We start from the raw sequence: 23,577 nt of genomic DNA on the forward strand, positions 1-23,577 counted from the left end.
GGGGAGGTATTTTTTATGCAATCAAAATTGATTGAACGGTTAATGACGTACGCCAAGATTGACACGCAATCTGACTTCACGAGTGAGACGACGCCGTCGACGGCAAAACAATGGGATTTGATTCGTCATCTCGAAGCCGAGTTGAAAGCGCTCGGTCTCGAAGACGTCGAGACGGATGCGTATGGCTACTTGTTCGCGACACTTCCAAGCAACGTTGACTTTGATGTGCCGACGATCGGGCTCCTCGCTCACGTTGACACGGCGACCGATTTCACCGGGACGAACGTCAATCCGCAACTCGTCGAACATTACGAGGGCGGCGATATCGTCTTGAACGAGGCACTCGGTGTCATCATGTCACCGAAAGACTTCCCTGAGCTTGACGGATACGTCGGTCACACACTCATGACGACGGACGGAACGACGCTCCTCGGGGCCGATGACAAAGCGGGCATCGCCGAGATCGTCACCGCGGTCGAGTACTTGCTCGCCCATCCGGAGATCGAACACGGACCGGTCCGGATCGCCTTCACACCTGACGAAGAAATCGGACGCGGACCACACAAATTCGACGTCGAGCGCTTCAATGCGGACTTCGCCTACACGATGGACGGCGGTCCACTCGGCGAACTGCAGTACGAGAGTTTCAACGCAGCCGGTGCGACCGTGACGTTCCACGGAACGAACGTCCACCCAGGCAGCGCGAAGAACAAGATGGTCAACTCGATGAAGCTGGCGATGGCATTCCATAACCGCCTCCCGGCCGACGAAGCACCGGAGCACACGAGCGAGTATGAAGGCTTCTTCCACTTGAACGGTTTCTCGGGCGATGTCGAGACGACGACGCTCCAGTACATCATCCGCGACCACGACAAAGCGAAATTCGAGGCACGCAAAGTGTTGCTTGAGAAGCTCGTCGCGGAATGGAAGCAGAAATACGGTGAAGCGCGCATCGACTTGAAGATGGACGATCAATATTACAACATGGCCGAAAAGATCGTCCCGGTGAAACACATCGTCGACACGGTCGCGGACGTCATGCGTGACCTTGGCATCGAACCGAAAATCGAACCGATTCGCGGGGGAACGGACGGTTCGCAACTGTCTTACATGGGCCTTCCGACGCCGAACATCTTTACCGGCGGCGAGAACTATCATGGAAAGTTCGAATATATCTCCGTCAACAACATGGAAAAAGCGACACACGTCATCATCCAGACGCTTCGCACGTTCGCCGAACGGGCTCGAGCATAATTTATGCGCCTCCACTCATTCTCTTCTACACTAGAGATATTGGAGGCGATTTTTTTATGAAGCACACCTTTCACATGAACCTCGACTGGACCGGCGGACGCAACGACGTCGGTACGATCGAGGCGGAACGATTAAAGACAAAGATTTCCATCCCCCCAGAAATGGACGGACCTGGCATCGGGACGAATCCGGATGAGATGCTCCTCGGGGCGGCGGCGACGTGTTATATCATCACCCTCGCGGCCATGCTCGGTCGGAGCGACTTGACGCATCAAGGGATCACGATTGACGCCGAAGGCATCGTCGACGTGACGAACGGCGTGTTCACGTATGAGACGATTCGGTACGCGACGCGCGTCCTGATGCCACAGACCGCGACAGACCGCGACATCTCGCTCGTCGAACGCATCGCCAAGAAAGCGAAAGACGGTTGCATGATTTCACGCGCCTTGGCCGGCAACGTCGCGTTCGAGCTCGACACGACGATCACGCGCGTCGGCTGATGTCCCAATTCGAACAACCGTTACGCGAAGGGACAATCGTCAAGCGACGCAATCGGTTCGTCATGGACGTGTTGCTTGATGATGAGGTCGTCGCCTGTCACTGTCCGGTCACAGGACGCATCGGCGACCTCGTCTTTCATGGGGTACCTTGCCTCGTCTCACCGGCAGACGGGACGAACCGCACGACCCGCTTCACGGTCGAGGCCATCTCGATCGACGATACGCAATGGATCGGCATTCATCAAGGTCGCGTCAACGACTGGGTCGCTCACTTGTTGAGCCTCAACGCCTTACCGGTCTTTTCATCTCCGGAACGCATCGAACGAGAACCCCTCGTCGCACGGTCGCGACTCGATTTCAAAGTTGACGGTCTCTATATGGAGGTAAAGATGCCGCTCACCGAACTATTCGTGACACCGCTCCCCCGCTTTGAACGACGTGCGGTGACGAGACCGGTCGAGACCGAACGGTTGATTCGTCATCTCGAGGCGCTGATCGCAACGTTACCGGAAGCCGGTCGGGCCGTCTTGCTCTATGTCTTCTTGTACGACGCGCCCGTCTTCACGGGAAATCCGAACCGGAGACACGATGCCTTGATTCGCCAGTTGATACGTGAGGCGATTAGGAATGGGCTTGAAGTGTGGCAGGTGAACGGTCGCGTCTCTCCTGATGGCATCACGCTGCTCCGCTGTTTCGAGACGACGGCGTCACAATAAAAACAGCCATCACACGATGGCTGTTTTACTGTAATAAGAGCGGCGTGACGTACGCCTCGATGACAGCCGAGATGGCGAGTAGCGGGACGACGATGAAAAGAAACATCTTCAATCCGACGAAAAAGAGCGCTTTTAACGTGACGTCCGTCTCTTTCCCCCGCATCCTGTGCCAAATATGTCGGTTGAGCGACAACCCCATCGCCGCACCGAGCAGGATGGCCGAAATCTCCGTGATGCCGTGCGGCAAGATGCCGAGCGCGATCACTTTCATGACCGATTCGCCGGCAAAGTCGACGATCATGGCGACGAGGCCGATGATGGCCGCGTTGACGACGATGAACACATACGGGATGAACAATGGGATCATCCCAAGTAAAAAGGCGAGTAGTGCGACGCGCGTGTTGTTCACGAAGAGGGCGATCATCGTATCAAACGCACTCGTATCGAACGTCAGTCCACGCGACTCGAACATATCGCCAATCTGAGTCAAGATTTCTTCGATTTGCTCACTCGTGACGAATGAACGAAAGATGAAATAAGACGCAATGCTCGTCACGATGAAAATGACGAGCAGTCGAAAGAAGTCTTTTCGATAATAGTTGCTCCACGCTTCACGAAGCGATAATGATGTTTTCATAGTCTTCCCCCCTAATTTCCTTCTACGAAGCTTGTCAACTTTTGTTTCATATTTACCCATCACTGCGCGTTTTCAAAAAACATGATACAATACACGTCGTAAACTAATCAGAAAAACGAGGGATCCTATACATGATTACAGTAAATAACGTAAGTCTCCAATTCGGTGGACGCAAGTTGTTCGAAGACGTGAACATCAAGTTCACACCAGGCAACTGTTACGGATTGATCGGCGCGAACGGTGCCGGAAAATCAACATTCTTAAAAATTCTTGCCGGCGAGCAAGATACGACGACAGGTGACGTCAGCTTCTCACCAGGCGAACGCCTCGCCGTCCTCAAACAGGACCATTACGCGTATGAAGACCAAGCTGTTCTCGAGACCGTCATCATGGGTCACGAACGCTTGTATCAAGTCATGAAAGAAAAAGACGCTATTTATATGAAAGAAGACTTCTCTGACGAGGACGGCATGCGTGCCGCGGAACTCGAAGGCGAATTCGCCGAGATGAACGGTTGGGAAGCTGAATCGGAAGCCGCAATGGTCCTTCAAGGACTCGGCATCACGGACGCTTCGCACCATAAACTCATGAGCGAGCTCACAGGCGGCGAGAAAGTTAAAGTCCTCCTCGCACAGGCGCTATTCGGCAAGCCGGACATCCTGCTTCTTGATGAGCCGACGAACGGACTTGACCTCAAGGCGATCCAATGGCTCGAAGAGTTCTTAATCAACTTCGAGAACACCGTCATCGTCGTATCCCACGACCGTCACTTCTTGAACAAAGTTTGTACGCACATGGCCGACCTCGACTTCGGGAAAATCCAATTGTACGTCGGGAACTACGACTTCTGGTACGAGTCGAGCCAACTCGCTTCACGTATGGCCAACGACCAGAACAAGAAAAAAGAAGAGAAAATCAAAGAACTCCAAAACTTCATCGCCCGTTTCAGCTCGAACGCCTCGAAGGCGCGTCAAGCGACATCGCGTAAGAAGTTGCTCGATAAGATCACACTCGACGACATCCGTCCGTCATCACGCCGTTACCCGTTTGTCGGATTCTCGATGGAACGTGAAATCGGGAACGACGTCCTTTACGTCGACAACGTCTCGAAGACGATTGATGGCGTGAAAGTGCTCGACAACGTCACGTTCTCACTGAACAAGACGGACAAAGTCGCATTCGTCGGCCGTTCAGACGTCGCCATCACGACGCTCTTCAAGATCATCATGGGCGAAATGGAACCGGATACGGGTACGGTCAAATGGGGCGTGACGACGACACAGTCGTACTTCCCGAAAGACAACTCGGAATACTTCGAAGGCTCGGACAAGAGCATTTTGGACTGGTTACGCCAGTTCTCGCCAGCAGACGAGTCGGATACGTTCCTCCGTGGCTTCCTCGGACGCATGCTCTTCTCAGGCGAAGAAGTCATGAAGAAAGCATCTGTCCTCTCAGGGGGAGAGAAAGTCCGTTGCATGCTCTCGAAGATGATGCTCTCGAACTCGAACGTCCTCGTCCTCGACGATCCGACGAACCACTTGGACCTCGAGTCGATCACGGCACTCAACAACGGTCTCGAGACGTTCAAAGGCGTGCTCCTCTTCAGCTCGCATGACCATCAGCTCATCTCGACGATCGCCACGCGCATCATCGAAGTGACGCCGAACGGTATCGTCGACAAAGAAGCGACGTACGATGAGTTCCTCGAGAACGAATCACTTCAACAACAAGTCGAATCACTCTATCAGAACGCATAAGAAAAATCGATCGGCCGCGGCCGATCGATTTTTTCATTGGACTTCGACCGTCTCCATGACGTGTTCATGGATGTCGTGCCCTTTCGTCACATGAACTTGAACGTTATATGGTCCCGCCTCGGTAAACGTGTGCTCCCCTGTGTACACACCGTCCGTCTCTTCAAGTTTCACCCACTCATGTTTTTCAGCTCCGTCTTTGAACACTTCAAGTTGGACGTCAGCCCCAGTGAGCGTCTCGTGGTCGATTTCCACGTTCACCTTGAACGGTTGCGGTTCGTTCACCGTCGCTTGTTTCGGTTCAAGCACAATGTCAGCACCGGCGTGGTGATGATGGTCGCTCGTTTCCTCCGCCTCAGCCGCCGTTTCCGGATGACCGACCGTGACGTTCGTCGTCGGCATCGTGTGCATCGATCGAGCCGTCACATGGACTTGCACCGTATAAACCGCTTCATCGGCGAACGTCGTGTCGACTTCATATACCCCGTCTTCAGTCAGTGACGCCTTCATCATCTCGCTATCTTCTTTTGCCCCGTTCTTCCATACTTCGAACTTGATTTCGTCGGCATCGTCGACCGGTTTGTCTTCTTGCGTGACACGTACCGAGAGCGTGACGGTTTCCCCTTTGTCAGCTGTCGCCGGCACGTTCAATTCGGCTTCGACGGGTTCCATCGATTGGACGGTTTGAGCCGCATTGTCTGTTTGTTCGGATCCACAAGCCCCAAGCACCAGTACGCTAGCGAGACTTGTCGCCATTCCCAAATTCATCATTGTTCGTTTCATCATACATCCCCCTATTTAACCGCTTACATGTTTCACACTTTGTTCATGATACCATCCTTTTTCAGGAAATGTGTGAGGATTGTGTGATATTTACCACGCCCCTCGCTCATAAATTGCACACATAATTTGAGAGACGTTCGCCAAAAATTCCTTTGTCTAATTTTAGGTTTTTTGATGAGATCATCTGAAATGGGGTATATAAAATATATATACAGCTCAATATTTGGAAAGCCTTAACATCAAGATACATACACCATGAATGGAGGCGAATGGAAAATGAAGAGCAGGTTCGTACGTGTATTAATGGCCTTGTTGATCATGTTGGCACCGTTAGTCACTTATCCAAAATCAGCCGATGCCGCCGCTTCAAAATTCATAACGAGCGTGAACACGACCAGTAAAGTCGTGGCATTGACGTTCGATGATGGGGCGGATGGTGCGAATACGAACAAGATTTTGGACATACTCGCGAAAAACAACGTCAAAGCCACTTTCTTTTTAACTGGATCGGGCGCCAACCATCACCCCCAATACATTAAAAACATCGCAGCCAAAGGTCACCAACTCGGTAACCACTCCTACAGCCATCCAGACTTTACCAAATTAACCGCCACTCAAATGAAAACAGAGCTCGATCGGACGGAAGCGATCGTCAAGTCACTAACAGGCAAGACGACAAAACCGATTTTCCGGGCACCGTTCGGCGCTGTGAATAGTGCCGTCTTGAACGGAGTCGGCGCAGCCGGCTATGGTTATACGATTCAATGGAACATTGACACAATCGACTGGAAAGGTCTCACCGCCAGTCAAATCAACACAAAAGTCCAAACGAACATCAAACCTGGCTCAATCGTCTTGATGCACACAGGTGCAGGCGCACCGGGCACACCGCTCGCCTTGCCTACGATGATTTCACAACTAAAAGCGAAAGGGTACAAGTTCGTCACCGTCTCACAACTGCTCGCGTATCAACAAGCACCGACCGGTAAAACGTACACTGTCAAATCAGGGGATACGCTCTACAGCATCGCCCGTGCTTACAACGTCACCGTCGCCGCCCTCGCTGCCGCGAACAAAATCACCAACTACAACTTGATTTCCGTCGGACAAGTGCTCGTCATTCCAGGTACGACCGTCACACCGCCGCCTACGACGACCGTCAAATACACGGTCAAGTCAGGCGACACCCTCTATAAGATCGCGACGCTGTATAAGACGACCGTCGCGAAAATTGCCGCCGCCAACAATATCACGAACGTCAACTCGATTTACGTCGGACAAGTGTTGATCATCCCGGGCACGACCGTCACACCGCCGCCTGCGACGACCGTCAAATACACGGTCAAGTCGGGCGACACCCTCTATAAGATTGCGACAGCCTATAACACGACCGTCGCCAAGATTGCCGCTGCCAACAATATTACGAACGTCAACTTGATCAGTGTCGGCCAAGTGCTCACGATTCCTCGCTAATCAAAAGAAGTGCCCACCGAACTCGGTGGACACTTCTTTTATTATGCGCCAAGACATTCATCGACCATCGCTGCCGCGACATGCGTGTCATCGACTCCATGGACGAGCACCCGACCATCTTTGAATAAGAGCATCCGATGATTTCGCCATCGCCACTCCAACATGAACGGTGTCCGCTTCACGGAGACGTCGGCTCGCTCAAGCTGATTGGCGATCGGCTCAAGCCCTTCGATAGGCCGGCGGACTTGGACAACGTCACGTCCACATAAAAGTGCTGTCTGCTGTCGATTCGGAACGAGGCTCGGATATTCATGTTGTTGGCAAGACTTACACGACACGTCGACGAGTCGTGCGACATCGAGTCGTTGCGACTGATTTTCCCACATGTCTTCAATCAAGAGACGGCGTTCCATTTTCTCATGACGGCCCGTCAAATATTTAAGCGTCTCCACCGCTTGACGACTCGCCACGTGTTGCACGATCGGCGCCACGACCCCCGCTGACGCACACGTCTGTCCGGCAAGCGGTAAATGACGCATGAGGCAACGAAGACAAGGTGCCTGCCCTGGCATCACTGTGTAGTTCATCCCATAGGCTCCAACGCACGAGGCGAATAAAAACGGAATGCCGCGTTCGAGCGCAAAGTCATTCAATAGAAGGCGTGTGTCGACGTTATCTGTTGCGTCCAGCACCATGTCGACGTGAGGCAACGGACGAAGCCAATCCCAAGAGACGTCGGCGATGTGCGTGTTCAAATCGACATCTGAGTTGATCGCCTTTAACCGTTCAAACGCCGCAATCGCTTTTGGCGTCTCGGCGAGCGCATCCTGTTCTGCGTAGAGCGTCTGTCGCTGCAAGTTCGTCATCTCGACATAATCGCGGTCGACGAGGATGAGCGAGACGCCGGCACGCACGAGCTGATCCGATACTGCCGCACCGAGAGCGCCGAGCCCTACAAGGAGAACGCGCTTCATCGCTAGTTCATTTTGACCTTCCGCTCCGATGCCATGAAATCGGGCTTGCCGCGCATAGCGCTCCGGGATGCGTGTCATCGGATGTAGTCTCCAGACTTCCCACCTTGTTTCTCGAGCAAGTACGTCGGTCCGATGACGATTCCTTTATCGACGGCTTTCGTCATATCGTACACGGTCAAAGCAGCGACTGACGCGGCTGTCAACGCCTCCATCTCGACACCGGTATCCCCTTTCGTCTTCACGAACGACTCGATGATGAGCTGCGTCTCGTCCCACTCGAACGTCAAATCAACTTTTTTCAAGGCGAGCGGATGGCACATCGGAATAATGCGGCTCGTCTCTTTAGCGGCCATGATGCCAGCCACTTGGGCGACGGCGAGCACGTCGCCTTTCACGAGACTGCCGTCCGTGATGAGCTGTTTGAGCTCTCCGCTCAGCCCCACCGATGTCCGGGCCCGAGCTGTCCGAGTCGTTTCCGGTTTATCCGATACATCGACCATCTGCGCCCGCCCTTGGTTGTTCATATGTGTCAATTCCATCGTTTACCCTCCGCTTACCATTGGAATGACGGCAACCGTGTCCCCGTCTTCGATCATGTAGTCATCCATCTCATAACGCTCATTGACCGCGAACATGAGCCGTTCTGCACCCGAGACGCCCCGATCGGCCAAATCAGCTCGCAAGGCGGCGATGGTTTGCGGCGCTGAAACGGTATAGGATCGGACGGCCAATTCTTCTGCCACGTGGGCAAAGCACAATACTTCAATCATGTGTACGTCACTCCTTCCGGGCGGCCCGGCAGCTGCTCTTTTTGATCACCCATCCATTTCGTACCGTCTGTCCAATGCTCTCGTTTCCAAATCGGAACGATTTCTTTGATGCGTTCGATCGCGTACCGGTTCGCCTCATACGCATCGGCACGGTGGGAAGAACTCGTCGCGATGACGACCGCTTCTTCCGTAATGTCGAGCCGCCCGATTCGGTGATGGATGGCTGTCAATGCACCAGGCCAACGTTCCGCCACTTCTTGCGCGATTTGTTCGAGCATCTTCTCGGCCATCGGCACGTACGATTCGTACTCGAGGAGCTCGGTCTGTTTAGACCCTGTCATCTCCCGCACCGTTCCGATGAACAGCACGACCGCTCCAACGTTACGATGTCGGACCACCTCGTAGAGTGCCATCGGTTCGAGCGGATGTTCATTTACTTCGTACCATTTCATCGCCCATCCACCTTTCCACAGCACGCATCAACCGAGCACGGTCTGTCACGGAATCTCCGCGTGCAATCACGTTCGTCAAATCGATTGGTTGTTCCTGTCCGTCTCGGACAAGTACAATTTTCGGGTAGTCTTTTCGTTTGTATCCTTCGATGAGGACGATATCGACGTGTGCTTCATACCAATTTAACAGCAGTTCAAACGTGTCGACGGCTTGCCATTCGATGAACGTCCCGTCTTCACCGATCACGCTCGATAATACAGCACCAGCCAACGCGTGGCGATGCGAGTCAGACATGGGTAAGTCAAGCGCCCCGCCGTGACCGTGATGCTTGATCACCCCGACGCGTCGACCAGCCGACGACAACTGCTTCGTCAACTCGGAGACGAACGATGTCTTGCCGCTATTTTGATAGCCGACCACTTGTAAAATCAAAGCTGATCGATGATGTGACATCGCACCATATCTCCTTTTTGAAACCCTCTCGTCCCGCCTGGCAGATGAATCAACGCATTGCACGTCGCAAGCGAGGAGACGATGCCCGATTTGTCTTTGCCACTCGGATGAACGACCGCCAATCCGGCCGCTTCGATCGTGACATGACCGCGCACGAACCGGTCGAACGGATTCGGTTTCGGGAAATCGATACCGAGCTGCGCCTCGATAGTCGGGCGCTCCGTTTGCCCGAACAACGTCTTCATATACGTGCCGACGAACAGCTCCGTGCCGACGAAGCACGCCGACGGATTGCCGGACAAACCGAATAACAGCCGGTCGTTTACGCGCGCGACAGTCGTGACGGATCCGGGCCGCATCCCGACTTTATTGAACAGTACCGTCGCCCCGAGCGCATGATACACGTCGGGCAAATAATCGAAATCTCCGACCGACACCCCGCCCGTCGTGACAATGGCGTCACTCGTTTGAAGTGCCTCGTCAATCGCACGTTTCGTCGAGGTGAACGTATCCGGTAAGATGCCGCCGTACGTCGCCGTGCCACCGAGCGCTTCGATTTGGGCGAGAATCATATATGCGTTCGAATTGTAAATCCGGCCCTCATCTTTCTTCAGTCCCGGTTCGACGAGCTCGTCGCCGGTCGCAAACACGGTGATGTGCGGTTTCCCGTACACGTCGACCCGCTCGTAGCCGAACGTCGCGAGCAAGGCGATGACGCCTGGGTTGATTCGGGTGCCGCGATTGACGAGATTCGTTCCTGCCGCCACATCTTCGCCGCGATAGGAGATGTTCGCATCACGGGCAGGCCGCTTGAACGTCACGACTCGTTCGTCCGCTTGAACGAGCTCGAGCATGACGACCGCATCGGCCCCGGCTGGAATCTTGGCCCCGGTCATGATCCGAATGGCCTGACCGTCACGTAACGGCGCCCCGACATGCCCGGCGCCTTGCACGTATTGAATGGGTAATGTCACCGGTTCATCGCGGCTCGCAATTTGTAGGTCTGCGGACCGGACCGCAAAGCCGTCATACGGCGACTTGTCGAACGCGGGAACGTCATGTGTCGCGACGAGGTCCATCGCCAACGTTCGCCCGTTCGACCGATGCAACGGTACCGTTTCCGTCTCGGCTCGCCTTGTCGCTTCTCGGACGAGTGAGATCGCCTCGTCAACGGCAAGCGGTTTGCGAAATAGCGTCGACACCTTTTCCATTACTCCACTTCCTTCCCTAGCAGTGCTTCAAAATCATGTTGCGTATTCACATTTTTAAACCAATCCCGCTCTTCAAACGAGACGATTGTTGCCTCGGTCACATGAGGCATGACCGCCCGTTGTCCGCGACGTAGCGCGACTTCAAACTGCGCCAACATCGAGCGGGGATACAACGCGATGAGCGGATGGATCCGCTCGTCTGCGTAAGCGACAACCGGCCGATCCCCTCGTTCCGTCGCCAGGCGCTCATAAACGCACGGCGGCACCAGTGGCGTGTCACACGCACAGACGGCATACCAATCACTCGAAACGTGCCGCATGACGGTGACGATGCCTGCGAGCGGTCCCATACCGCGCCATTCGTGGTCGTCTTCCAGTTGATGCGGGGCCGTCGTCTGTCCGGCTGGTACGACGCTCCACTGAGCCGTCGTCGTCGTCGCCATTGTTTGCCGTGCCCGTTCTTCAAACGAGACACCCTGGTAGCGAACTTGCCATTTAGGGGACCCGAAGCGGCGCGATTTGCCGCCTGCCAAGACGATGCCAATCATCGCGTCGCTTCCCAGACGATGTGTGAGAGTTCTGGGAGAATCAAACGGGTCATCGCCAAATCGACAGCGCCTCGCGATCCTGGCATTGAGAAGATGATCGTGTCCCCGATGCGTCCGGCGAGAGCCCGTGACAGCATCGCCGCCGGACCGATATCTTCCGTAAAGCTGACGTGACGGAACAGTTCGCCGAAGCCGACCATCTCTCGGTCGAGCAGCGGTCGAATCGTCTCGATCGTGACGTCCCGTTTCGTGATTCCTGTCCCTCCGGTCGTCAAGATGACATCCATCTTCTCATCGACCATTCGTCTGACAGCCGCCTCGATTTCAAGCGGATCATCTTTCGTGATCTCGCGGTACGTGACCGTATGTGCCTCTTCTTTCAACAACGTGCAAATATGTTCACCTGACACGTCCGTATCGAGCGTGCGCGTGTCCGAAATCGTTAAAATCGCGGCCCGGACACGCTTCGTGTTTTCATGTGTGTGATTGTGTGCTTGCATGACCTTCACCCTCCGATATAACTCATTTCAATCCGCTTTCGTATCCGGTTGCCACTGCGCGACCGTTCTTCTGAATAGCGGTCGTCACGTACTTCCCATACCATTTTCAACGTCATCGCGATCAGGTCATCGCTCGCCCCGCTACGTAACAGTTCGCGAATGTCGGTTCCGTCTTCCACGAATAGACACGTGTACCATTTACCATCACTCGATAGACGGCCTCGCGTACATGTCCCACAAAACGGTTGACTGACCGAGGAGATGAAACCGACTTCCGCTCCATCGTCATAACGATAGCGTTTCGCGACTTCTCCGAGCGCCTCGGGAGCAAGAGGCTCGAGCAAGCCGTTTCGTTGGCGTAACACGTCTAAAATCGATTCAGACGATACGACATGTTCGACGTTCCACTCATTCGCTGTACCGACGTCCATGAACTCGATATAACGGAGCGTGATGTTCCGTTCTTTGAAATAGGCGGCCATCGGGGCGACTTCATGGTCGTTCCATCCTTTTCGGACGACCATGTTCACTTTCACTTCGATCCCTTGTCGTTTCGCCTCATCGATGCCTCGTAACACCATCTCCGGTGACGTCCCCCGCCCGTTCATCATCCCGAACGTCTCGGCTGATAAAGCGTCTAGGCTGACGTTGACCCGGTCAAGCCCGGCTTGCTTCAGCGCCTTCGCCGTCCGTTCTAGATAGACGCCGTTCGTCGTCAAACCGATCGTCTCAATCGTTGTGACGTTACGTAAACGACGGATCAAGTCATCAAGGTTGGGGCGTAACAACGGCTCTCCCCCCGTCAATCGGACTTTCTTTACACCATGCGGCGCAACGATCCGAACGAACCTCTCGATCTCATCAAACGATAGCAGTTCGTCGCGCTTCAAAAACTGGTGGTGACGAAACGCCTCTTCTGGCATGCAGTACCGGCAGCGAAAGTTGCATTTATCAATGACTGAGATACGTAAATCTTCTAGCGGCCGTCTTCGACGATCGGTCCATGGTGTCATGCTCTTTCATCCTTTCTTATCACGTCCGAAGGGACTGTCAAAGCCCCTCCGTCGTCGTCAGCGAATTGGTTTTTCAGCACCGCTTCGCAAGTAGTAGTAAATCGTGATCGCAATTGAGATCGCATAGAGCCCTAGCATGACGAACAATGCGCCGTTGAATGAGCCGACGAGGTCAAGCGACCAACCGAACATCTTCGGAATGAAGAAGGCGCCGTATGCCGCGAAGGCTGCCGAGAAACCGACGACGGCCGGCGTTTTCGTGGCTACGAACACGTGCGGTATCATCGCGAACGTCGCCCCCGAATTAAGACCGGTTGCGATGAACAAGATGACGAATGAAACGAAGAACATCGTTAAATTGTCGTTCGTGATTGCCATGATGACTGACACTGTGCCGAGCGCCATGATGCCAAAGACGATCAGTGTCACTTTCGCGGCACCGACTTTGTCACTGATCCATCCGCCGAAAGGTCGAGATGAAGCGCCCAAGAAGGCCCCGAGAAACGCGAGTGCCATCAAATCAGATTCCGGGAACTTCAATTTTAAGATCATCGGAAACGCCGCGGCATAGCCGATAAACGATCCGAACGCCGCCGTGTAAAGTAGCGTTTGGATCCAGAAGTGTTTTTCTTTGAATACACTTGCTTGTTCTCGAATCGATTGGCGTGCCGTCGGGAGGTTATCCATGAACAAATAGGCGCAAACGGTCAACACGATGGTCGGAACGACCCAGAGAAGCGCTGCGTTTTGAAGCCAAATTTGCTCGCCTGTATCAGTCACGAGGGCACTTCCACCGATGACACCAAAAATCCCCGTCGTGATCACCAATGGTGTAATCAGTTGAACGAGCGAGACACCTAAGTTCCCGACTCCACCGTTAATACCGAGCGCCGTCCCTTTTTTCGCTTTCGGATAGAAGGCGCCGATGTTCGCGTTTGAAGACGAGAAGTTCCCGCCCCCGAGTCCGCAAAGTGCAGCTAGAACCATGAATACCCAATACGGTGTGTTCACGTTTTGAACAGCGTAAGCGATACCGAGAAGCGGCAACAATAAAATCGATGTCGAGAAGATCGTCCAGTTCCGCCCGCCGAATATACTGTTCGCGAACGTGTAGAAAAAGCGCAACGACGCCCCGACGAGCCCTGGGAGTGCAGCCAAGGTGAACAACTGCCCTTGCGTAAAACTAAATCCGATTGAATTCAATTGTACGGCGGCCACTGACCACATCTGCCAGACAATGAACGCGAGCGTTAACGCCGGGACGGAGACGAGTAGGTTACGACTGGCGACTCGTTTGCCTGTCCCTTCCCAAAACTGGGTATCTTCCGGCTTCCACTCGGTCAGGCCGTTTGTTGTTTTTTGTAGTTGTTGCATCATCAGTTCCTCCTCTAATCGGGTCAATTCGTACCATACACTCATCCTATCGAGCCACCTCCTAAAAAAGTGTGTCATCTTTCACACTTATTTCGCATCTTTCTTAATTTCACGAGCTTGTCATGATTCTGTGACAAAATAAGTTTTCTTTTCGTTCTGTGACATTGAACACAGAAAATCCCTCCTCTGTTCCTTATCGTAAGGAATAGAGGAGGGATTGATTTGTCGCATCTTATTCGAATTCACTGCATGCCTGAAGCCCGCATGGCTTTGCAACCTTATTTTTTCAGTCAAGACGGAGTCCAAGTGTTCCGTGTCTTCGGTGTCTCGATTGCCGAGGCCGCGTTCACGGAGACGGGGCTCGATATCACGTTCCCGCTTGAAAGTCCGCTAGAAGAACTAGAAGCACTGTACAACTTGCTCACTCGGATTGACACCCATCATGACGTGACAATCGATGACACACAGGCCGTCATCGGTTATTTAGGAGACGGGACGACGGTCACCGTCTATCGTCACTTCAAACGATGGCTGGACTTCTTATCCGCTGCGCGCGTCCGCTCGATGGAAGGTGTCGTCGTCGAGGTCCGCGCCAACGGGATCAAGCTGGCCGAAGGAGTCCTTCGGTCTTACGAATTGGTGGAAGATGGCGAGTTTTATGTATCGGCCTGTACGATCGAGGCCGATGGGTTAGAACATTTTGAAGGTGAGTTATCGCTTGCGGCCGTCATGTGATCAATCGATAACACAGACCGAAATCGGACAATCTTCACAATGATTAAGCTGCTTCAACTTTTCTAAATCATGAATAATGATTTGACGGGACGGGAGCGAAATGATCCCTTCTTGGGCGAGCTCGTTCAACATGCGGTTCACGCGTTCACGCGACGTACCGCAATAGTTGGCGAGCTCTTGGTTTTTCAGTTTCAAGTCGATGAGGATACCCTCTTCGACTTCCACCCCATAGCTGTTCGCCATGCGAATCAGTGTCGAATAGAGCGCACCTTTCTTCCCGTTCAACACGAGGTCCCGGAATTTCGTGTGCTGTTTTCGCATATGCTCGTTGATCATCACCATGAACTCACGTACAAATTCAGGGTTCGATGACAAAATCATATTTTCAATCCGTTCGATTTTAACGGCATAAATTTCACTATCTTCTAACGCTTTCGCATTGAATAAATATTTTGGTTCAATCGCGAACAACGTCAACTCTCCGCAACAAGCCTCCGCACTTAAACAGCGTAACGTCAACTCTTTGCCGTTCTCCGTCAATTTAGAGATTTGAATGAGTCCCGTCTTCACAATATAAAATTCGCTCGCATCTTCTTGTTCCCGGAACAAGAAACCGCCTTTTGGGATATGGATGATCCGATGAGCCAGTTTTTTCGTTTCATCGAGTACCATCGTTTTGCTAGAGTGAGCCATTTCCACCAACCTTCCTAAAAATCCGCACCAATTTGCAGCTTGCCTCTATTCTAAACACAAACCCCTTTGAAACGCAATCAACATTTGGAAGCGTTTCAAAGGGGCGACTATTCTTTCACCTTATATTCAATTTTCTTCCAATATCGATATACTAATGCGATCAATCCGACGTTCACAATCGCAATTCCCATGTAAAGCCGCATCGAAGCATGATCGTATACCATGTAGCTTTCAATCGTATATTGCAATAAGATCATATTCGTCGCCAATAAGATTACGAGACCGAGCAAACTCCACACCTTACGCCCCATGATGAATCTCTCTTCCGACCGCAAAGATTTTTCCGTTCTCGATTTCAAGCAAGATTTTAGGAAGCTCTCGTTGTGGTGGTCCGGACTGAGGCTGACCATCGACACTGAAATAGCCACGATGGCACGGACATAGCAATACGTCTTCTTCTTCGACATAGAAGACCGGACACTGTAAATGCGTACACTTATTATTGTAAGCGACGAATTCCCCATTTTTTAAGTGGACGAGCAACGAGGATTCCTTGCCCGGGTATTCGAATTCGAGCGATTTTCCCGGCTCAAGTGAAGCGACCGTCGTGATGAACTGCCGATCGGTTTTCGGCTCACTGCGAACGAACGCGGCAATATTGAACGGGACGGTCGCGAGTCCGAGCGCGATGCCCGCGCCGAACGTCGATTTGATGAACGCCCGTCGATTTAGTTTTACATCATCGGCCCGACTCAAGTTGTCGACGAGCGCGGATAAACGTTCCCGGTCTTTTGATTCGTTTGACATAAGTCATCTTCCTTTCTATCTCAATCGGAATAGACGCCAAAGAATTCAGGGACGTAATTCCATTTATCGTCTTGTGAAGGTTTTTTTCCTTCAATCATGTTCATTTGGACACGTTGACGCCGCAACTGCATCATCTCGTCATGGTCGATAAAACGGATCGCATCTGATGGACAAACTGACGCGCACATCGGGGCGATATCGTGCTTCGAGCGGTCATAACACATGTCACACTTGTACATCTTGTTTTTCTCAAAATCGAATTTTGGGATCCCGAACGGACAGGCGAACGTACAGTTGCGGCAGCCGATACACTTTTCTTCGGAAGCAGATAAGACGACGCCTTCCGGAGTAATTTGAATCGCGTTGGCCGGACATACTTGGGCACAGGCCGGATTTTTACACTGCATACAGATCATCGGGAACGTCTGACGGTTCTCCGAGAAATCGATATAGTCGACGTAGTTGCGCTCGAGCCCTTCGTGGTCCCCGCATTCGCGGCAAGCCGCCTGACAAGCACGACAACCGATACAACGTTCAAACTCTAAATACATGACTTTGTTCATTTCGTTTGTACCTCCTCATCCATGACGTGACAACTCGTCGCAATCGCATGGTCCGCCACGAACGGTACGCTTGAGCCGAGCGGGACCGTCAACGGGTTAATGTGTAACGGGGTGTTCGCAGGCAACTTCTTCATTTGGGCCGCGCATACTTTAAATTCTGGCATCCGTGACATCGGGTCAAGACAAGGATTCGTCAATTGGTTGATGGCGAGCTCTTTGCCCCAATGGTAAGGGACGAAGATCGTGTCTTTACGAATCGCTTTCGTTAAACGTGCCTCGACGATCATAGCGCCGCGCCGCGTCCGAATCTCGACTTTGTCGCCCGTTTGAACACCGTAGTCGGATGCGAGTTCAGGATGAATCTCGACGAATGGCAATTTCGACATCGTGCTCAAGAAATCGACCCGTCTCGTCTGGTTTCCAGATAAATAGTGGAAGACGACACGCCCTGTCGTGAGCGTGACCGGGAATTCTGCGTTCGCATACTCTCCCGCTGGACGATATGTGACGACAGGAAGGTTCGCCTTCCCGTTCGCTGTGCCGAACCGTTCTTTGAACATCGTCGGGGTACCAGGATGGTCTTCCGACGGACAAGGCCAGAACACGCCGTACTCGTTGTCGATCCGTTCCCACGTGATGCCTGAGTAGTCAGCCGCTCCGCCTTTCGTCGCAATCCGGAACTCTTCCCAAATCTCACGTGCCGTCTCGTACGGGAAGTACTGTCCGCGTCCCATCCGTTCGGCGATCCGTTTCATGATTTCCCAGTCTGGGAGCGATTCACCGAGCGGCTCGCGGACTTTCCGGATTCGAACGACACGCCCTTCTAAATTCGTAGTCGTTCCTTCGTCCTCGGCCCATGAGCAGGCTGGCAAGACGACGTCCGCGAACTCACACGACTCTGACATGAAGAAGTCGCTGACGACGAAGAAGTCAAGCTTGTTAAAACTGTCCCATACGTAAGGGAGGTTCGGCGCCGAGACGGCCGGGTTCGAGCACATGAGGTGCATCGCCCGAATCGTGCCGGCTTGAATTTCATCAAACATCTCAAAAGCGGAGACGCCTGGCTTCGGCATCTCGGAAGGGTCGATTCCCCAGACCCCGCTCACATATTCAACAGCTTTCGGATCAGTCAGTTTGCGGTAGCCCGGCAACAAATCAGCTTTTTGGCCGTGCTCACGGCCCCCCTGGCCGTTCCCTTGTCCCGTCATCGTCGCGACACCAGAGGCGAATTTCCCGACCATGCCGCGTAAGAGCGCCATCGACGTATAGAGTGATACGTTGTCGACCCCTTTCGACTGTTGCTCGACACCACGGGCGAACAGCATGACCGAACGTGGGCTCTTCCCGTAAATATGACCGGCCTTCTCGAGTTTTTCGATGGCGACACCGGTCACCTCACTCGTCCGTTCGAGCGTCCAGTCTCGGACCGACGCTTTCAACTCTTCGTAGTTATCGCAACGCTCATCCACGTACGCTTGATCAACATAATCGTGTTCGACTAAAAAGTTGAGCAGTCCCATCGCAAGCGCCGCATCCGTCCCTGGCTTCAAATCGAGATGGACATCGGCGACGCGCGCCATCGGAATTTCACGCGGGTCGGCGACGATGATTTTCGCGCCTTTGTCTTTCGCCTTCCAAATATGTTGCGTCGTCGTCGGATGACATTCGGCGATATTCGAACCGGCGACAAAGAATGTGTCGACGTGCTCGAACTCCGTCCATGGAAGCGTCGCCCCGCGGTCAATCCCGAGTGTCTTTAAGAAACCGCCGGCAGCTGACGACATGCAGAAGCGACCGTTGTAATCGATGAACCGTGTGCCGAGTGCGACCCGGGCATACTTCCCGACGAGGTAACATTTTTCATTCGTCATCGAGACGCCGCCGAAGACGGACACAGCATCTTTCCCATGCTCTCGTTGAATGCGTTTAAAGTTCGCTTCGATCACGTCGAGCGCTTCTTCCCATGTCGCTTTTTCAAACTTGCCGTTCCGTTTGATGAGCGGAGTCATGATGCGGTCCGGATGTTCGATCGTTTGATAGGCCGTGACGCCTTTCGGACAAAGTTTTCCTTTGTTGACCGGGAAATCGTAGCGTGGTTCAACGCCTCTGACGGCCCCGGTTTTCTCATCGACCCGGATATGCATGCCGCACTGCATGCCACAGTAACAACAGTGGGTCGTGATCAACTTTTCACCCGGTTTGATTAAATTCTGTACTTCTGGCGACGTTAAAAAGTCACTCATCGTCTTCCCCTCCATAGAACGTTTCCGCTCTTCGTTTTGAAAATCCACTGACGTGATAGCCGTTAATCGTTTGAAGCGGATAATGCATCCCGTCACTTCCGGGCCGTCCGAGCGCCGAATCGAGCCGGGCCCGACGACGACAGGCGTGACAGAGGTCTTGGACCGTGTGCGCCGCATCGACTTTCACGAGTTGGTCCGACCCTTCGAGCAATTGCTTCACTTGTTCGACTTCTTCAAGCGTTCCGGTCGGTTCGCCGCACTTAACGCACAGGTGTCTCATCTTTTGCCTCACCTTTCGTCTCCTTCGGCCGACCAAACCCTGGCATCGACATGCCGGTGTTCGTATCGACCGGATGGGTCGGCAACTGACCGTTCATCAAATTCAATTGCATCTTCACGCGCATCGAACGGCGACACGGTTGGCAATAGTCAGACAGCTGCGTTCCGTCACTCAACCCGAGTTGGAGCGTCTGCGCTTGAAGAATCGCCTGAACGTCTTCGACTTGGTTGTCGGTCGCATAGCGCGTGCCGCATCCGGCACAGACCCGTGTCTCGTCCGCCTCGACTTCCCGATAGTTCATCGGGACACTCGCCGCCATTGGCCGCACCGGTAAATGGAACAGCTTTCCGAACGGGAAATAGCATAAAAAGATGATGACGGTCAATTGATGGAACAAGGCGAGCTCGTGATGAATGAAACCACCGAAAAACACATAGGAGACGGTCAATAGCAGTCCCGATACGGTAACGATGAGCAACATCAACAGCGGTAGAATATCAAATTCGAAACGTTGCGTTACTTTAACGTCTTGGTCGTTGATTCGACGGTAAAGCGCCATCAGCACCCCGACAAGAAGCATGAGTGCGGTGATGTTCAACCCGTTATAGACGAGTTCGGCGAACAGTCCGTGGGCAGCCATCTGGATGGTCGGAATATTGAAGACGACGATTTGGTACGTCTGAATATCAATCAAGTCGAAACGCATCCACTGGAACGTTAAACCGAACGTGATGGCGAACGAGCCGAGACATCCCCAAGCGATCAACATGTGCTGTGTCCAGCGGTACCACCCTCGCTCCCATATAAACTTTTGCAAGACGATGTTGTTCACGGTCGTCGCGGCCACAGCTTTACTGGCTCGCTTTTTTTCTGCCTTCATCTGTTTAATACTTCGCTTCAACACTTGCGAGGTGGCCGGCCGTGCAAAGAATAACGTCAAGCGGACGACCATCCCAATCATGCAGACGACGGCGCCGATGTAATAACCGAACAGCGCCATGTCGACGTGTTCGAATCTGCCCGAGGCGACCCATGTTGAGAGTACTAAAGCGGTGAATCCTACGAACGACCACTTCGCAGCGGTCGAATAAAAATAACGGTCGGACATATGTGTTCCCCCTTCTCTTTCCGAGCGACTTCATAGTTTCATCATAAAGACGACGTCTCGACTTAACTGTTACTTTTTTCACAGATAAGCGATTCGAGACGTGACAGAATAATGAACGAAGGGGGACTTCCTATGAAATCATCCGTTAAAATCTTTTTATTTTTTACCATCATGTCCATGCTCATCGTTTTTTCCATCGGTTTTGTCTTCGCCAATCGGGCGACGACCGAACCCGACGTTGACGGTTATGTCATTGAAGTGAATGAATCGGACCGCACCGCCCTCATCATCAGCGGCATAAGTGCGGAAGAAGCCAACTTAAACGCTGACACGCTATTCGCCTTGACCGGGTCCGAAAACGTGAGCTGGTACAAGTTCCAAGTCAAGTCGACGTTCGATCAAATCAAAGTCGGCGACCATGTTCACCTTTGGAAAAAGACCGGTCCGAGCATCTTAAATACTCCGAACCGGTCTTATGTGAAAAAAGTCGATGTGATCGACTAATATTGGCGCTTACCGTAACGTTCGCTGAGCCATAACACTAAAAATGCCAACCCGACCAACCACCCGCTCCAGATGAGTGCCTGGGTCATATCGCCGTTGATCGTCGCCATATAAATCGCTGTGGCGAGTGTCATCGTCTCGCCTGGGATGTTTCCCGCAATCATCATCGTGATCCCAAATTCACCGATCGATCTAGCGAATCCGAGGACGAACCCGCTCGTCAACGCAGGTAACAAGAGCGGGATCGTCACGTACGTGAACAGTTGCCGCTCTGACCCGCCGAGCACGCGTCCGGCCTCATACCATTCTGCATCAAGCTGTTTGAGCCCGAGCCGAATCGTTTGATAGATGAGCGGGAATGCGGCTAACGCCGACGCAATGACGTTCGCCTGTTTTGTGAACAGGATGGTGATCGGCAAGAACCCGCCAATCCCGTTGTTGCCAAGGATGATCAAGGCATACAATCCGATGACCGTCGGCGGCAAGATGAGCGGTAATAAAAAGATCGTCTCGAGTAGCCGTTTCCCTTTGAACTGACGGTGATGCATGAAATAGGCCGACCCGAAGGCGAGAACGAAGGCGCTCATCGTCGCCATCATCCCGACTTCGAACGTGAGCTGAAGTGGAGATTGCGTCATTTGGAAAATCCTCTCGCGAAAAAGTAGGCTTGGATATCGTCATCAAACAGACGAGCGTACACATCTCGCACATGAGATTCATGCGTCAAGCGGACCGCCGGATACGAGATCAGGCCCGTCGCTTCAAGCGGGACCGACTGAATCGCCTCGACGTCTGTCGTCAACTCCGTCTTATAGACGAATCCTGCATTCGCGTCGCCTTGTTCGATGAGCGTCAACACTTGTCTCACATTCTGAGCGAACATCATTCGAGGCTCCGCTTGTTCCCACTCTCCTTCCCTTTCTAGCGCTATTTTCGCGTACCGCCCGGCCGGGACGTTCACCGGGTCACCGATGACGATGCGAGCGCACGTATGTAAGTCGTCCCACGTCTCCGCACACGGTTTTCCTTTCGGTGTAACGACCCACAACTCGTTATGCAAGAACACATCTCGCTCTAGAATCGGGATGTGCAATCGGTCGACATCGTCAACGCTTGCGGCCAAAAAGATATCCGCGGGAGAGCCGTGATTGATTTGGGCTCGCAAGGCGCCGCTCCCGTTCGTCACGACCCGAACATCGACCCCATCGAGTTCCGCTTCAAGTTGCCGTTCGACCTCTTCCAAAGCCGGTCCTAAGCTTGCAGCCGCCAAAATGGTCACAGTCTCTTCATGAGCCGGACTCGACCAGACTTGAGTTAATAACAAAGCGACCGTCACCCCGATGATGACCCCACTCACCCGTTTCATGATTCATCACTCCTTTGCTTCTCACTTCATCGTACCGATTGATTCGACTCCTATCTGTATCAAACGTCACAAAAAGACACCCCCACGTGAGTAGAGGTGTGCCCTTGCTTAAGCGAACGTGCGCGCCCGCGGGAATAAAATGTTGTTCTCGAGATGAATATGTTCGAACGTATCTGACTCGAGCGCCTCTAAACGTTGGTAAACAAGACGATACGTCCCACACGCACCTTCAGGCGGCGTATAGTCGTTCGTGATGTGACGCAACTCTTTCAAAATGTCACCGGCGGCCGCATGCTCTGACTCGAGTGAAACCAATATGTCATCAAGCTCCTGTTTCGTTTCAACCGTCGGTGCCGTCTCGTGACGAAGCAACGTCGGGAAATCTTCCGTCTCTTCTTTGACAATGTGTTGTTCCAGTTCCACCTTCAATTGATTGAACAGTTGATGGATGCGCCCGAGGTGCGGATGGTTTTGTCCGTGGACCCGAAACACTTTTGTCACATATGGTGTAAGCTGTGGCAATTCGTCCGTCAAAAACTGGTGATGTTTATAGATGATATGCTCGATCAATTCCGAAGAAGACGCGGCATCCCAATCGATGCTCTTCTCGTTCATCTCTTGCTTGCGTTGATAAAGCGCATTGACTTCTTCTAGAATGTCTTCCGTCGACCGCTTCGATTTGTCTGTCGCTTCAGCGAGCGGCCGATTACCACCGCAACAAAAATCGATTCGGTTTCGTTTGAAAATGTCTGCCGCTTGTGGGCATTGTTTGACGATTTCAGATACGTGCGTATCGCCCGTGAATGTCTGTGTCATCTGTCATAACCTCCATATTCATTTTGACACGTTCAGCGTAGCAAGA

General features: G+C 52.9%; 29 protein-coding genes. 7 read left to right on the forward strand and 22 right to left on the reverse strand.

Annotated elements, in window-relative coordinates; all coding sequences use genetic code 11:
• Window positions 1-15 precede the first annotated feature (15 nt).
• The 3 genes from pepT to P398_RS0101570 are packed head-to-tail and all read left to right on the forward strand — an operon-like array spanning window position 16 to window position 2,473.
• A complete protein-coding gene (pepT, locus tag P398_RS0101560) occupies window positions 16-1,254 on the forward strand; it encodes a peptidase T (protein WP_029333852.1) in 1,239 nt (412 codons plus the stop codon).
• 56 nt (window positions 1,255-1,310) lie between these two features.
• The gene (locus tag P398_RS0101565; RefSeq protein ID WP_029333853.1) at window positions 1,311-1,757 is read left to right on the forward strand and encodes an SACOL1771 family peroxiredoxin; all 447 of its coding nucleotides are present in this window, start codon (window positions 1,311-1,313) and stop codon (window positions 1,755-1,757) included.
• A complete protein-coding gene (locus P398_RS0101570; protein WP_029333854.1) occupies window positions 1,757-2,473 on the forward strand; it encodes a DNA/RNA nuclease SfsA in 717 nt (238 codons plus the stop codon). The genes P398_RS0101565 and P398_RS0101570 overlap by 1 nt, the downstream gene beginning before the upstream one ends.
• A 25-nt stretch (window positions 2,474-2,498) precedes the next feature.
• On the opposite strand, the gene P398_RS0101575 is transcribed toward P398_RS0101570, so the two are convergent.
• Window positions 2,499-3,110: a stage II sporulation protein M gene (locus P398_RS0101575; protein ID WP_024370934.1), complete on the reverse strand. Its 612-nt coding sequence runs from the start codon at window positions 3,108-3,110 to the stop codon at window positions 2,499-2,501.
• Window positions 3,111-3,241: 131 nt separating this feature from the next.
• Between P398_RS0101575 and P398_RS0101580 the strand changes: the two genes are divergently transcribed.
• Window positions 3,242-4,867, forward strand: a complete 1,626-nt coding sequence (locus P398_RS0101580; RefSeq protein ID WP_024370935.1) for an ABC-F family ATP-binding cassette domain-containing protein — start codon at window positions 3,242-3,244, stop codon at window positions 4,865-4,867.
• 33 nt (window positions 4,868-4,900) lie between these two features.
• On the opposite strand, the gene P398_RS0101585 is transcribed toward P398_RS0101580, so the two are convergent.
• Entirely contained in the window at window positions 4,901-5,647 is a 747-nt protein-coding gene (locus P398_RS0101585; RefSeq protein WP_029333855.1) for a FixH family protein, read from the reverse strand.
• Between the two features lie 318 nt (window positions 5,648-5,965).
• Here P398_RS0101585 and P398_RS0101590 point away from each other — a divergent pair, with 318 nt between their 5' ends.
• A complete protein-coding gene (locus P398_RS0101590; protein WP_326932339.1) occupies window positions 5,966-7,120 on the forward strand; it encodes a LysM peptidoglycan-binding domain-containing protein in 1,155 nt (384 codons plus the stop codon).
• A 41-nt stretch (window positions 7,121-7,161) separates the two neighbouring features.
• On the opposite strand, the gene P398_RS0101595 is transcribed toward P398_RS0101590, so the two are convergent.
• From P398_RS0101595 to P398_RS0101640, 10 genes are read right to left on the reverse strand one after another with little or no spacing between them, the layout of a single operon-like run.
• Complete coding sequence (locus tag P398_RS0101595; RefSeq protein ID WP_029333857.1) at window positions 7,162-8,172, reverse strand: ThiF family adenylyltransferase; 1,011 nt, start codon at window positions 8,170-8,172, stop codon at window positions 7,162-7,164.
• Window positions 8,169-8,633, reverse strand: coding sequence for a cyclic pyranopterin monophosphate synthase MoaC (gene moaC / locus P398_RS0101600; protein WP_029333858.1), 465 nt, complete (start codon window positions 8,631-8,633; stop codon window positions 8,169-8,171). Before moaC ends, P398_RS0101595 begins: the two co-directional genes overlap by 4 nt.
• Before the next feature lie 3 nt (window positions 8,634-8,636).
• Window positions 8,637-8,864: a MoaD/ThiS family protein gene (locus P398_RS16500; protein ID WP_029333859.1), complete on the reverse strand. Its 228-nt coding sequence runs from the start codon at window positions 8,862-8,864 to the stop codon at window positions 8,637-8,639.
• Window positions 8,861-9,316, reverse strand: a complete 456-nt coding sequence (locus P398_RS0101610) for a molybdenum cofactor biosynthesis protein MoaE (protein WP_029333860.1) — start codon at window positions 9,314-9,316, stop codon at window positions 8,861-8,863. The genes P398_RS16500 and P398_RS0101610 overlap by 4 nt, the downstream gene beginning before the upstream one ends.
• A complete protein-coding gene (mobB, locus tag P398_RS0101615; RefSeq protein WP_029333861.1) occupies window positions 9,294-9,770 on the reverse strand; it encodes a molybdopterin-guanine dinucleotide biosynthesis protein B in 477 nt (158 codons plus the stop codon). Before mobB ends, P398_RS0101610 begins: the two co-directional genes overlap by 23 nt.
• The gene (locus P398_RS0101620) at window positions 9,746-10,981 is read right to left on the reverse strand and encodes a molybdopterin molybdotransferase MoeA (protein ID WP_029333862.1); all 1,236 of its coding nucleotides are present in this window, start codon (window positions 10,979-10,981) and stop codon (window positions 9,746-9,748) included. The genes mobB and P398_RS0101620 overlap by 25 nt, the downstream gene beginning before the upstream one ends.
• Window positions 10,981-11,529, reverse strand: a complete 549-nt coding sequence (locus tag P398_RS0101625) for a molybdenum cofactor guanylyltransferase (RefSeq protein WP_029333863.1) — start codon at window positions 11,527-11,529, stop codon at window positions 10,981-10,983. The genes P398_RS0101620 and P398_RS0101625 overlap by 1 nt, the downstream gene beginning before the upstream one ends.
• Window positions 11,526-12,029, reverse strand: a complete 504-nt coding sequence (locus tag P398_RS0101630; RefSeq protein WP_029333864.1) for a MogA/MoaB family molybdenum cofactor biosynthesis protein — start codon at window positions 12,027-12,029, stop codon at window positions 11,526-11,528. The genes P398_RS0101625 and P398_RS0101630 overlap by 4 nt, the downstream gene beginning before the upstream one ends.
• Window positions 12,030-12,034: 5 nt before the next feature.
• Complete coding sequence (gene moaA / locus P398_RS0101635; protein WP_029333865.1) at window positions 12,035-13,042, reverse strand: GTP 3',8-cyclase MoaA; 1,008 nt, start codon at window positions 13,040-13,042, stop codon at window positions 12,035-12,037.
• Window positions 13,043-13,099: 57 nt separating this feature from the next.
• Window positions 13,100-14,416: an MFS transporter gene (locus P398_RS0101640; RefSeq protein ID WP_029333866.1), complete on the reverse strand. Its 1,317-nt coding sequence runs from the start codon at window positions 14,414-14,416 to the stop codon at window positions 13,100-13,102.
• Between the two features lie 249 nt (window positions 14,417-14,665).
• On the opposite strand from P398_RS0101640, the gene P398_RS0101645 reads away from it, so the two are divergent.
• Window positions 14,666-15,151, forward strand: coding sequence for a hypothetical protein (locus P398_RS0101645; RefSeq protein WP_235263291.1), 486 nt, complete (start codon window positions 14,666-14,668; stop codon window positions 15,149-15,151).
• Here the strand turns inward: P398_RS0101645 and P398_RS0101650 are convergent, their stop codons facing one another.
• From P398_RS0101650 to P398_RS0101680, 7 genes are all read right to left on the reverse strand, one after another.
• Window positions 15,152-15,844, reverse strand: a complete 693-nt coding sequence (locus P398_RS0101650; protein WP_029333868.1) for a Crp/Fnr family transcriptional regulator — start codon at window positions 15,842-15,844, stop codon at window positions 15,152-15,154.
• A gap of 107 nt (window positions 15,845-15,951) precedes the next feature.
• Window positions 15,952-16,155 (reverse strand): hypothetical protein, encoded by a 204-nt coding sequence (locus P398_RS0101655; protein WP_029333869.1) that lies wholly within the window; start codon window positions 16,153-16,155, stop codon window positions 15,952-15,954.
• Window positions 16,145-16,651 (reverse strand): QcrA and Rieske domain-containing protein, encoded by a 507-nt coding sequence (locus P398_RS0101660; RefSeq protein ID WP_029333870.1) that lies wholly within the window; start codon window positions 16,649-16,651, stop codon window positions 16,145-16,147. The genes P398_RS0101655 and P398_RS0101660 overlap by 11 nt, the downstream gene beginning before the upstream one ends.
• 20 nt (window positions 16,652-16,671) lie before the next feature.
• Complete coding sequence (locus tag P398_RS0101665; RefSeq protein ID WP_015880388.1) at window positions 16,672-17,214, reverse strand: 4Fe-4S dicluster domain-containing protein; 543 nt, start codon at window positions 17,212-17,214, stop codon at window positions 16,672-16,674.
• Window positions 17,211-19,457, reverse strand: coding sequence for a molybdopterin oxidoreductase family protein (locus P398_RS0101670; RefSeq protein ID WP_034798788.1), 2,247 nt, complete (start codon window positions 19,455-19,457; stop codon window positions 17,211-17,213). The genes P398_RS0101665 and P398_RS0101670 overlap by 4 nt, the downstream gene beginning before the upstream one ends.
• On the reverse strand, window positions 19,450-19,737 hold the full coding sequence (locus P398_RS0101675; protein WP_029333872.1) for a hypothetical protein: 288 nt from the start codon (window positions 19,735-19,737) through the stop codon (window positions 19,450-19,452). Before P398_RS0101675 ends, P398_RS0101670 begins: the two co-directional genes overlap by 8 nt.
• Window positions 19,718-20,845: an MFS transporter gene (locus tag P398_RS0101680; protein ID WP_029333873.1), complete on the reverse strand. Its 1,128-nt coding sequence runs from the start codon at window positions 20,843-20,845 to the stop codon at window positions 19,718-19,720. The genes P398_RS0101675 and P398_RS0101680 overlap by 20 nt, the downstream gene beginning before the upstream one ends.
• Window positions 20,846-20,977: 132 nt before the next feature.
• Between P398_RS0101680 and P398_RS0101685 the strand changes: the two genes are divergently transcribed.
• Window positions 20,978-21,349 carry a DUF3221 domain-containing protein gene (locus P398_RS0101685; RefSeq protein WP_029333874.1) on the forward strand — a complete coding sequence of 124 codons (372 nt, stop codon included), beginning with the start codon at window positions 20,978-20,980 and terminating at the stop codon, window positions 21,347-21,349.
• Here P398_RS0101685 and modB read toward each other — a convergent pair.
• From modB to ric, 3 genes are all read right to left on the reverse strand, one after another.
• Window positions 21,346-21,987 (reverse strand): molybdate ABC transporter permease subunit, encoded by a 642-nt coding sequence (gene modB, locus P398_RS0101690; protein ID WP_029333875.1) that lies wholly within the window; start codon window positions 21,985-21,987, stop codon window positions 21,346-21,348. The two genes, P398_RS0101685 and modB, sit on opposite strands and share 4 nt — an antisense overlap.
• Window positions 21,984-22,715: a molybdate ABC transporter substrate-binding protein gene (modA, locus tag P398_RS0101695; protein ID WP_029333876.1), complete on the reverse strand. Its 732-nt coding sequence runs from the start codon at window positions 22,713-22,715 to the stop codon at window positions 21,984-21,986. Before modA ends, modB begins: the two co-directional genes overlap by 4 nt.
• A gap of 108 nt (window positions 22,716-22,823) precedes the next feature.
• Window positions 22,824-23,531, reverse strand: a complete 708-nt coding sequence (ric, locus tag P398_RS0101700) for an iron-sulfur cluster repair di-iron protein (protein WP_029333877.1) — start codon at window positions 23,529-23,531, stop codon at window positions 22,824-22,826.
• Window positions 23,532-23,577: the final 46 nt, after the last annotated feature.

Source organism: Exiguobacterium aurantiacum DSM 6208, assembly GCF_000702585.1.
In the GTDB taxonomy this organism is placed as follows: domain Bacteria; phylum Bacillota; class Bacilli; order Exiguobacteriales; family Exiguobacteriaceae; genus Exiguobacterium; species Exiguobacterium aurantiacum.

Excerpts from the sequence above, each read along its gene's own strand:
- P398_RS0101590 (WP_326932339.1), top strand. The coding sequence starts at position 5,966 with ATGTTGGCACCGTTAGTCACTTATCCAAAATCAGCCGATGCCGCCGCT.
- modB (WP_029333875.1), bottom strand. The coding sequence starts at position 21,987 with ATGACGCAATCTCCACTTCAGCTCACGTTCGAAGTCGGGATGATGGCG.
- ric (WP_029333877.1), bottom strand. The coding sequence starts at position 23,531 with ATGACACAGACATTCACGGGCGATACGCACGTATCTGAAATCGTCAAA.
- P398_RS0101685 (WP_029333874.1), top strand. The coding sequence starts at position 20,978 with ATGAAATCATCCGTTAAAATCTTTTTATTTTTTACCATCATGTCCATG.
- P398_RS0101620 (WP_029333862.1), bottom strand. The coding sequence starts at position 10,981 with ATGGAAAAGGTGTCGACGCTATTTCGCAAACCGCTTGCCGTTGACGAG.
- P398_RS0101610 (WP_029333860.1), bottom strand. The coding sequence starts at position 9,316 with ATGAAATGGTACGAAGTAAATGAACATCCGCTCGAACCGATGGCACTC.
- P398_RS0101645 (WP_235263291.1), top strand. The coding sequence starts at position 14,666 with ATGCCTGAAGCCCGCATGGCTTTGCAACCTTATTTTTTCAGTCAAGAC.
- moaC (WP_029333858.1), bottom strand. The coding sequence starts at position 8,633 with ATGGAATTGACACATATGAACAACCAAGGGCGGGCGCAGATGGTCGAT.
- P398_RS0101675 (WP_029333872.1), bottom strand. The coding sequence starts at position 19,737 with ATGAGACACCTGTGCGTTAAGTGCGGCGAACCGACCGGAACGCTTGAA.
- P398_RS0101625 (WP_029333863.1), bottom strand. The coding sequence starts at position 11,529 with ATGATTGGCATCGTCTTGGCAGGCGGCAAATCGCGCCGCTTCGGGTCC.
- P398_RS0101650 (WP_029333868.1), bottom strand. The coding sequence starts at position 15,844 with ATGGCTCACTCTAGCAAAACGATGGTACTCGATGAAACGAAAAAACTG.
- P398_RS0101670 (WP_034798788.1), bottom strand. The coding sequence starts at position 19,457 with ATGAGTGACTTTTTAACGTCGCCAGAAGTACAGAATTTAATCAAACCG.
- P398_RS0101630 (WP_029333864.1), bottom strand. The coding sequence starts at position 12,029 with ATGCAAGCACACAATCACACACATGAAAACACGAAGCGTGTCCGGGCC.
- P398_RS0101680 (WP_029333873.1), bottom strand. The coding sequence starts at position 20,845 with ATGTCCGACCGTTATTTTTATTCGACCGCTGCGAAGTGGTCGTTCGTA.
- P398_RS0101640 (WP_029333866.1), bottom strand. The coding sequence starts at position 14,416 with ATGCAACAACTACAAAAAACAACAAACGGCCTGACCGAGTGGAAGCCG.
- P398_RS0101565 (WP_029333853.1), top strand. The coding sequence starts at position 1,311 with ATGAAGCACACCTTTCACATGAACCTCGACTGGACCGGCGGACGCAAC.
- P398_RS0101595 (WP_029333857.1), bottom strand. The coding sequence starts at position 8,172 with ATGACACGCATCCCGGAGCGCTATGCGCGGCAAGCCCGATTTCATGGC.
- P398_RS0101655 (WP_029333869.1), bottom strand. The coding sequence starts at position 16,155 with ATGGGGCGTAAGGTGTGGAGTTTGCTCGGTCTCGTAATCTTATTGGCG.
- P398_RS16500 (WP_029333859.1), bottom strand. The coding sequence starts at position 8,864 with ATGATTGAAGTATTGTGCTTTGCCCACGTGGCAGAAGAATTGGCCGTC.
- P398_RS0101665 (WP_015880388.1), bottom strand. The coding sequence starts at position 17,214 with ATGAACAAAGTCATGTATTTAGAGTTTGAACGTTGTATCGGTTGTCGT.
- P398_RS0101660 (WP_029333870.1), bottom strand. The coding sequence starts at position 16,651 with ATGTCAAACGAATCAAAAGACCGGGAACGTTTATCCGCGCTCGTCGAC.
- P398_RS0101585 (WP_029333855.1), bottom strand. The coding sequence starts at position 5,647 with ATGAAACGAACAATGATGAATTTGGGAATGGCGACAAGTCTCGCTAGC.
- modA (WP_029333876.1), bottom strand. The coding sequence starts at position 22,715 with ATGAAACGGGTGAGTGGGGTCATCATCGGGGTGACGGTCGCTTTGTTA.
- moaA (WP_029333865.1), bottom strand. The coding sequence starts at position 13,042 with ATGACACCATGGACCGATCGTCGAAGACGGCCGCTAGAAGATTTACGT.
- mobB (WP_029333861.1), bottom strand. The coding sequence starts at position 9,770 with ATGTCACATCATCGATCAGCTTTGATTTTACAAGTGGTCGGCTATCAA.
- pepT (WP_029333852.1), top strand. The coding sequence starts at position 16 with ATGCAATCAAAATTGATTGAACGGTTAATGACGTACGCCAAGATTGAC.
- P398_RS0101570 (WP_029333854.1), top strand. The coding sequence starts at position 1,757 with ATGTCCCAATTCGAACAACCGTTACGCGAAGGGACAATCGTCAAGCGA.
- P398_RS0101580 (WP_024370935.1), top strand. The coding sequence starts at position 3,242 with ATGATTACAGTAAATAACGTAAGTCTCCAATTCGGTGGACGCAAGTTG.
- P398_RS0101575 (WP_024370934.1), bottom strand. The coding sequence starts at position 3,110 with ATGAAAACATCATTATCGCTTCGTGAAGCGTGGAGCAACTATTATCGA.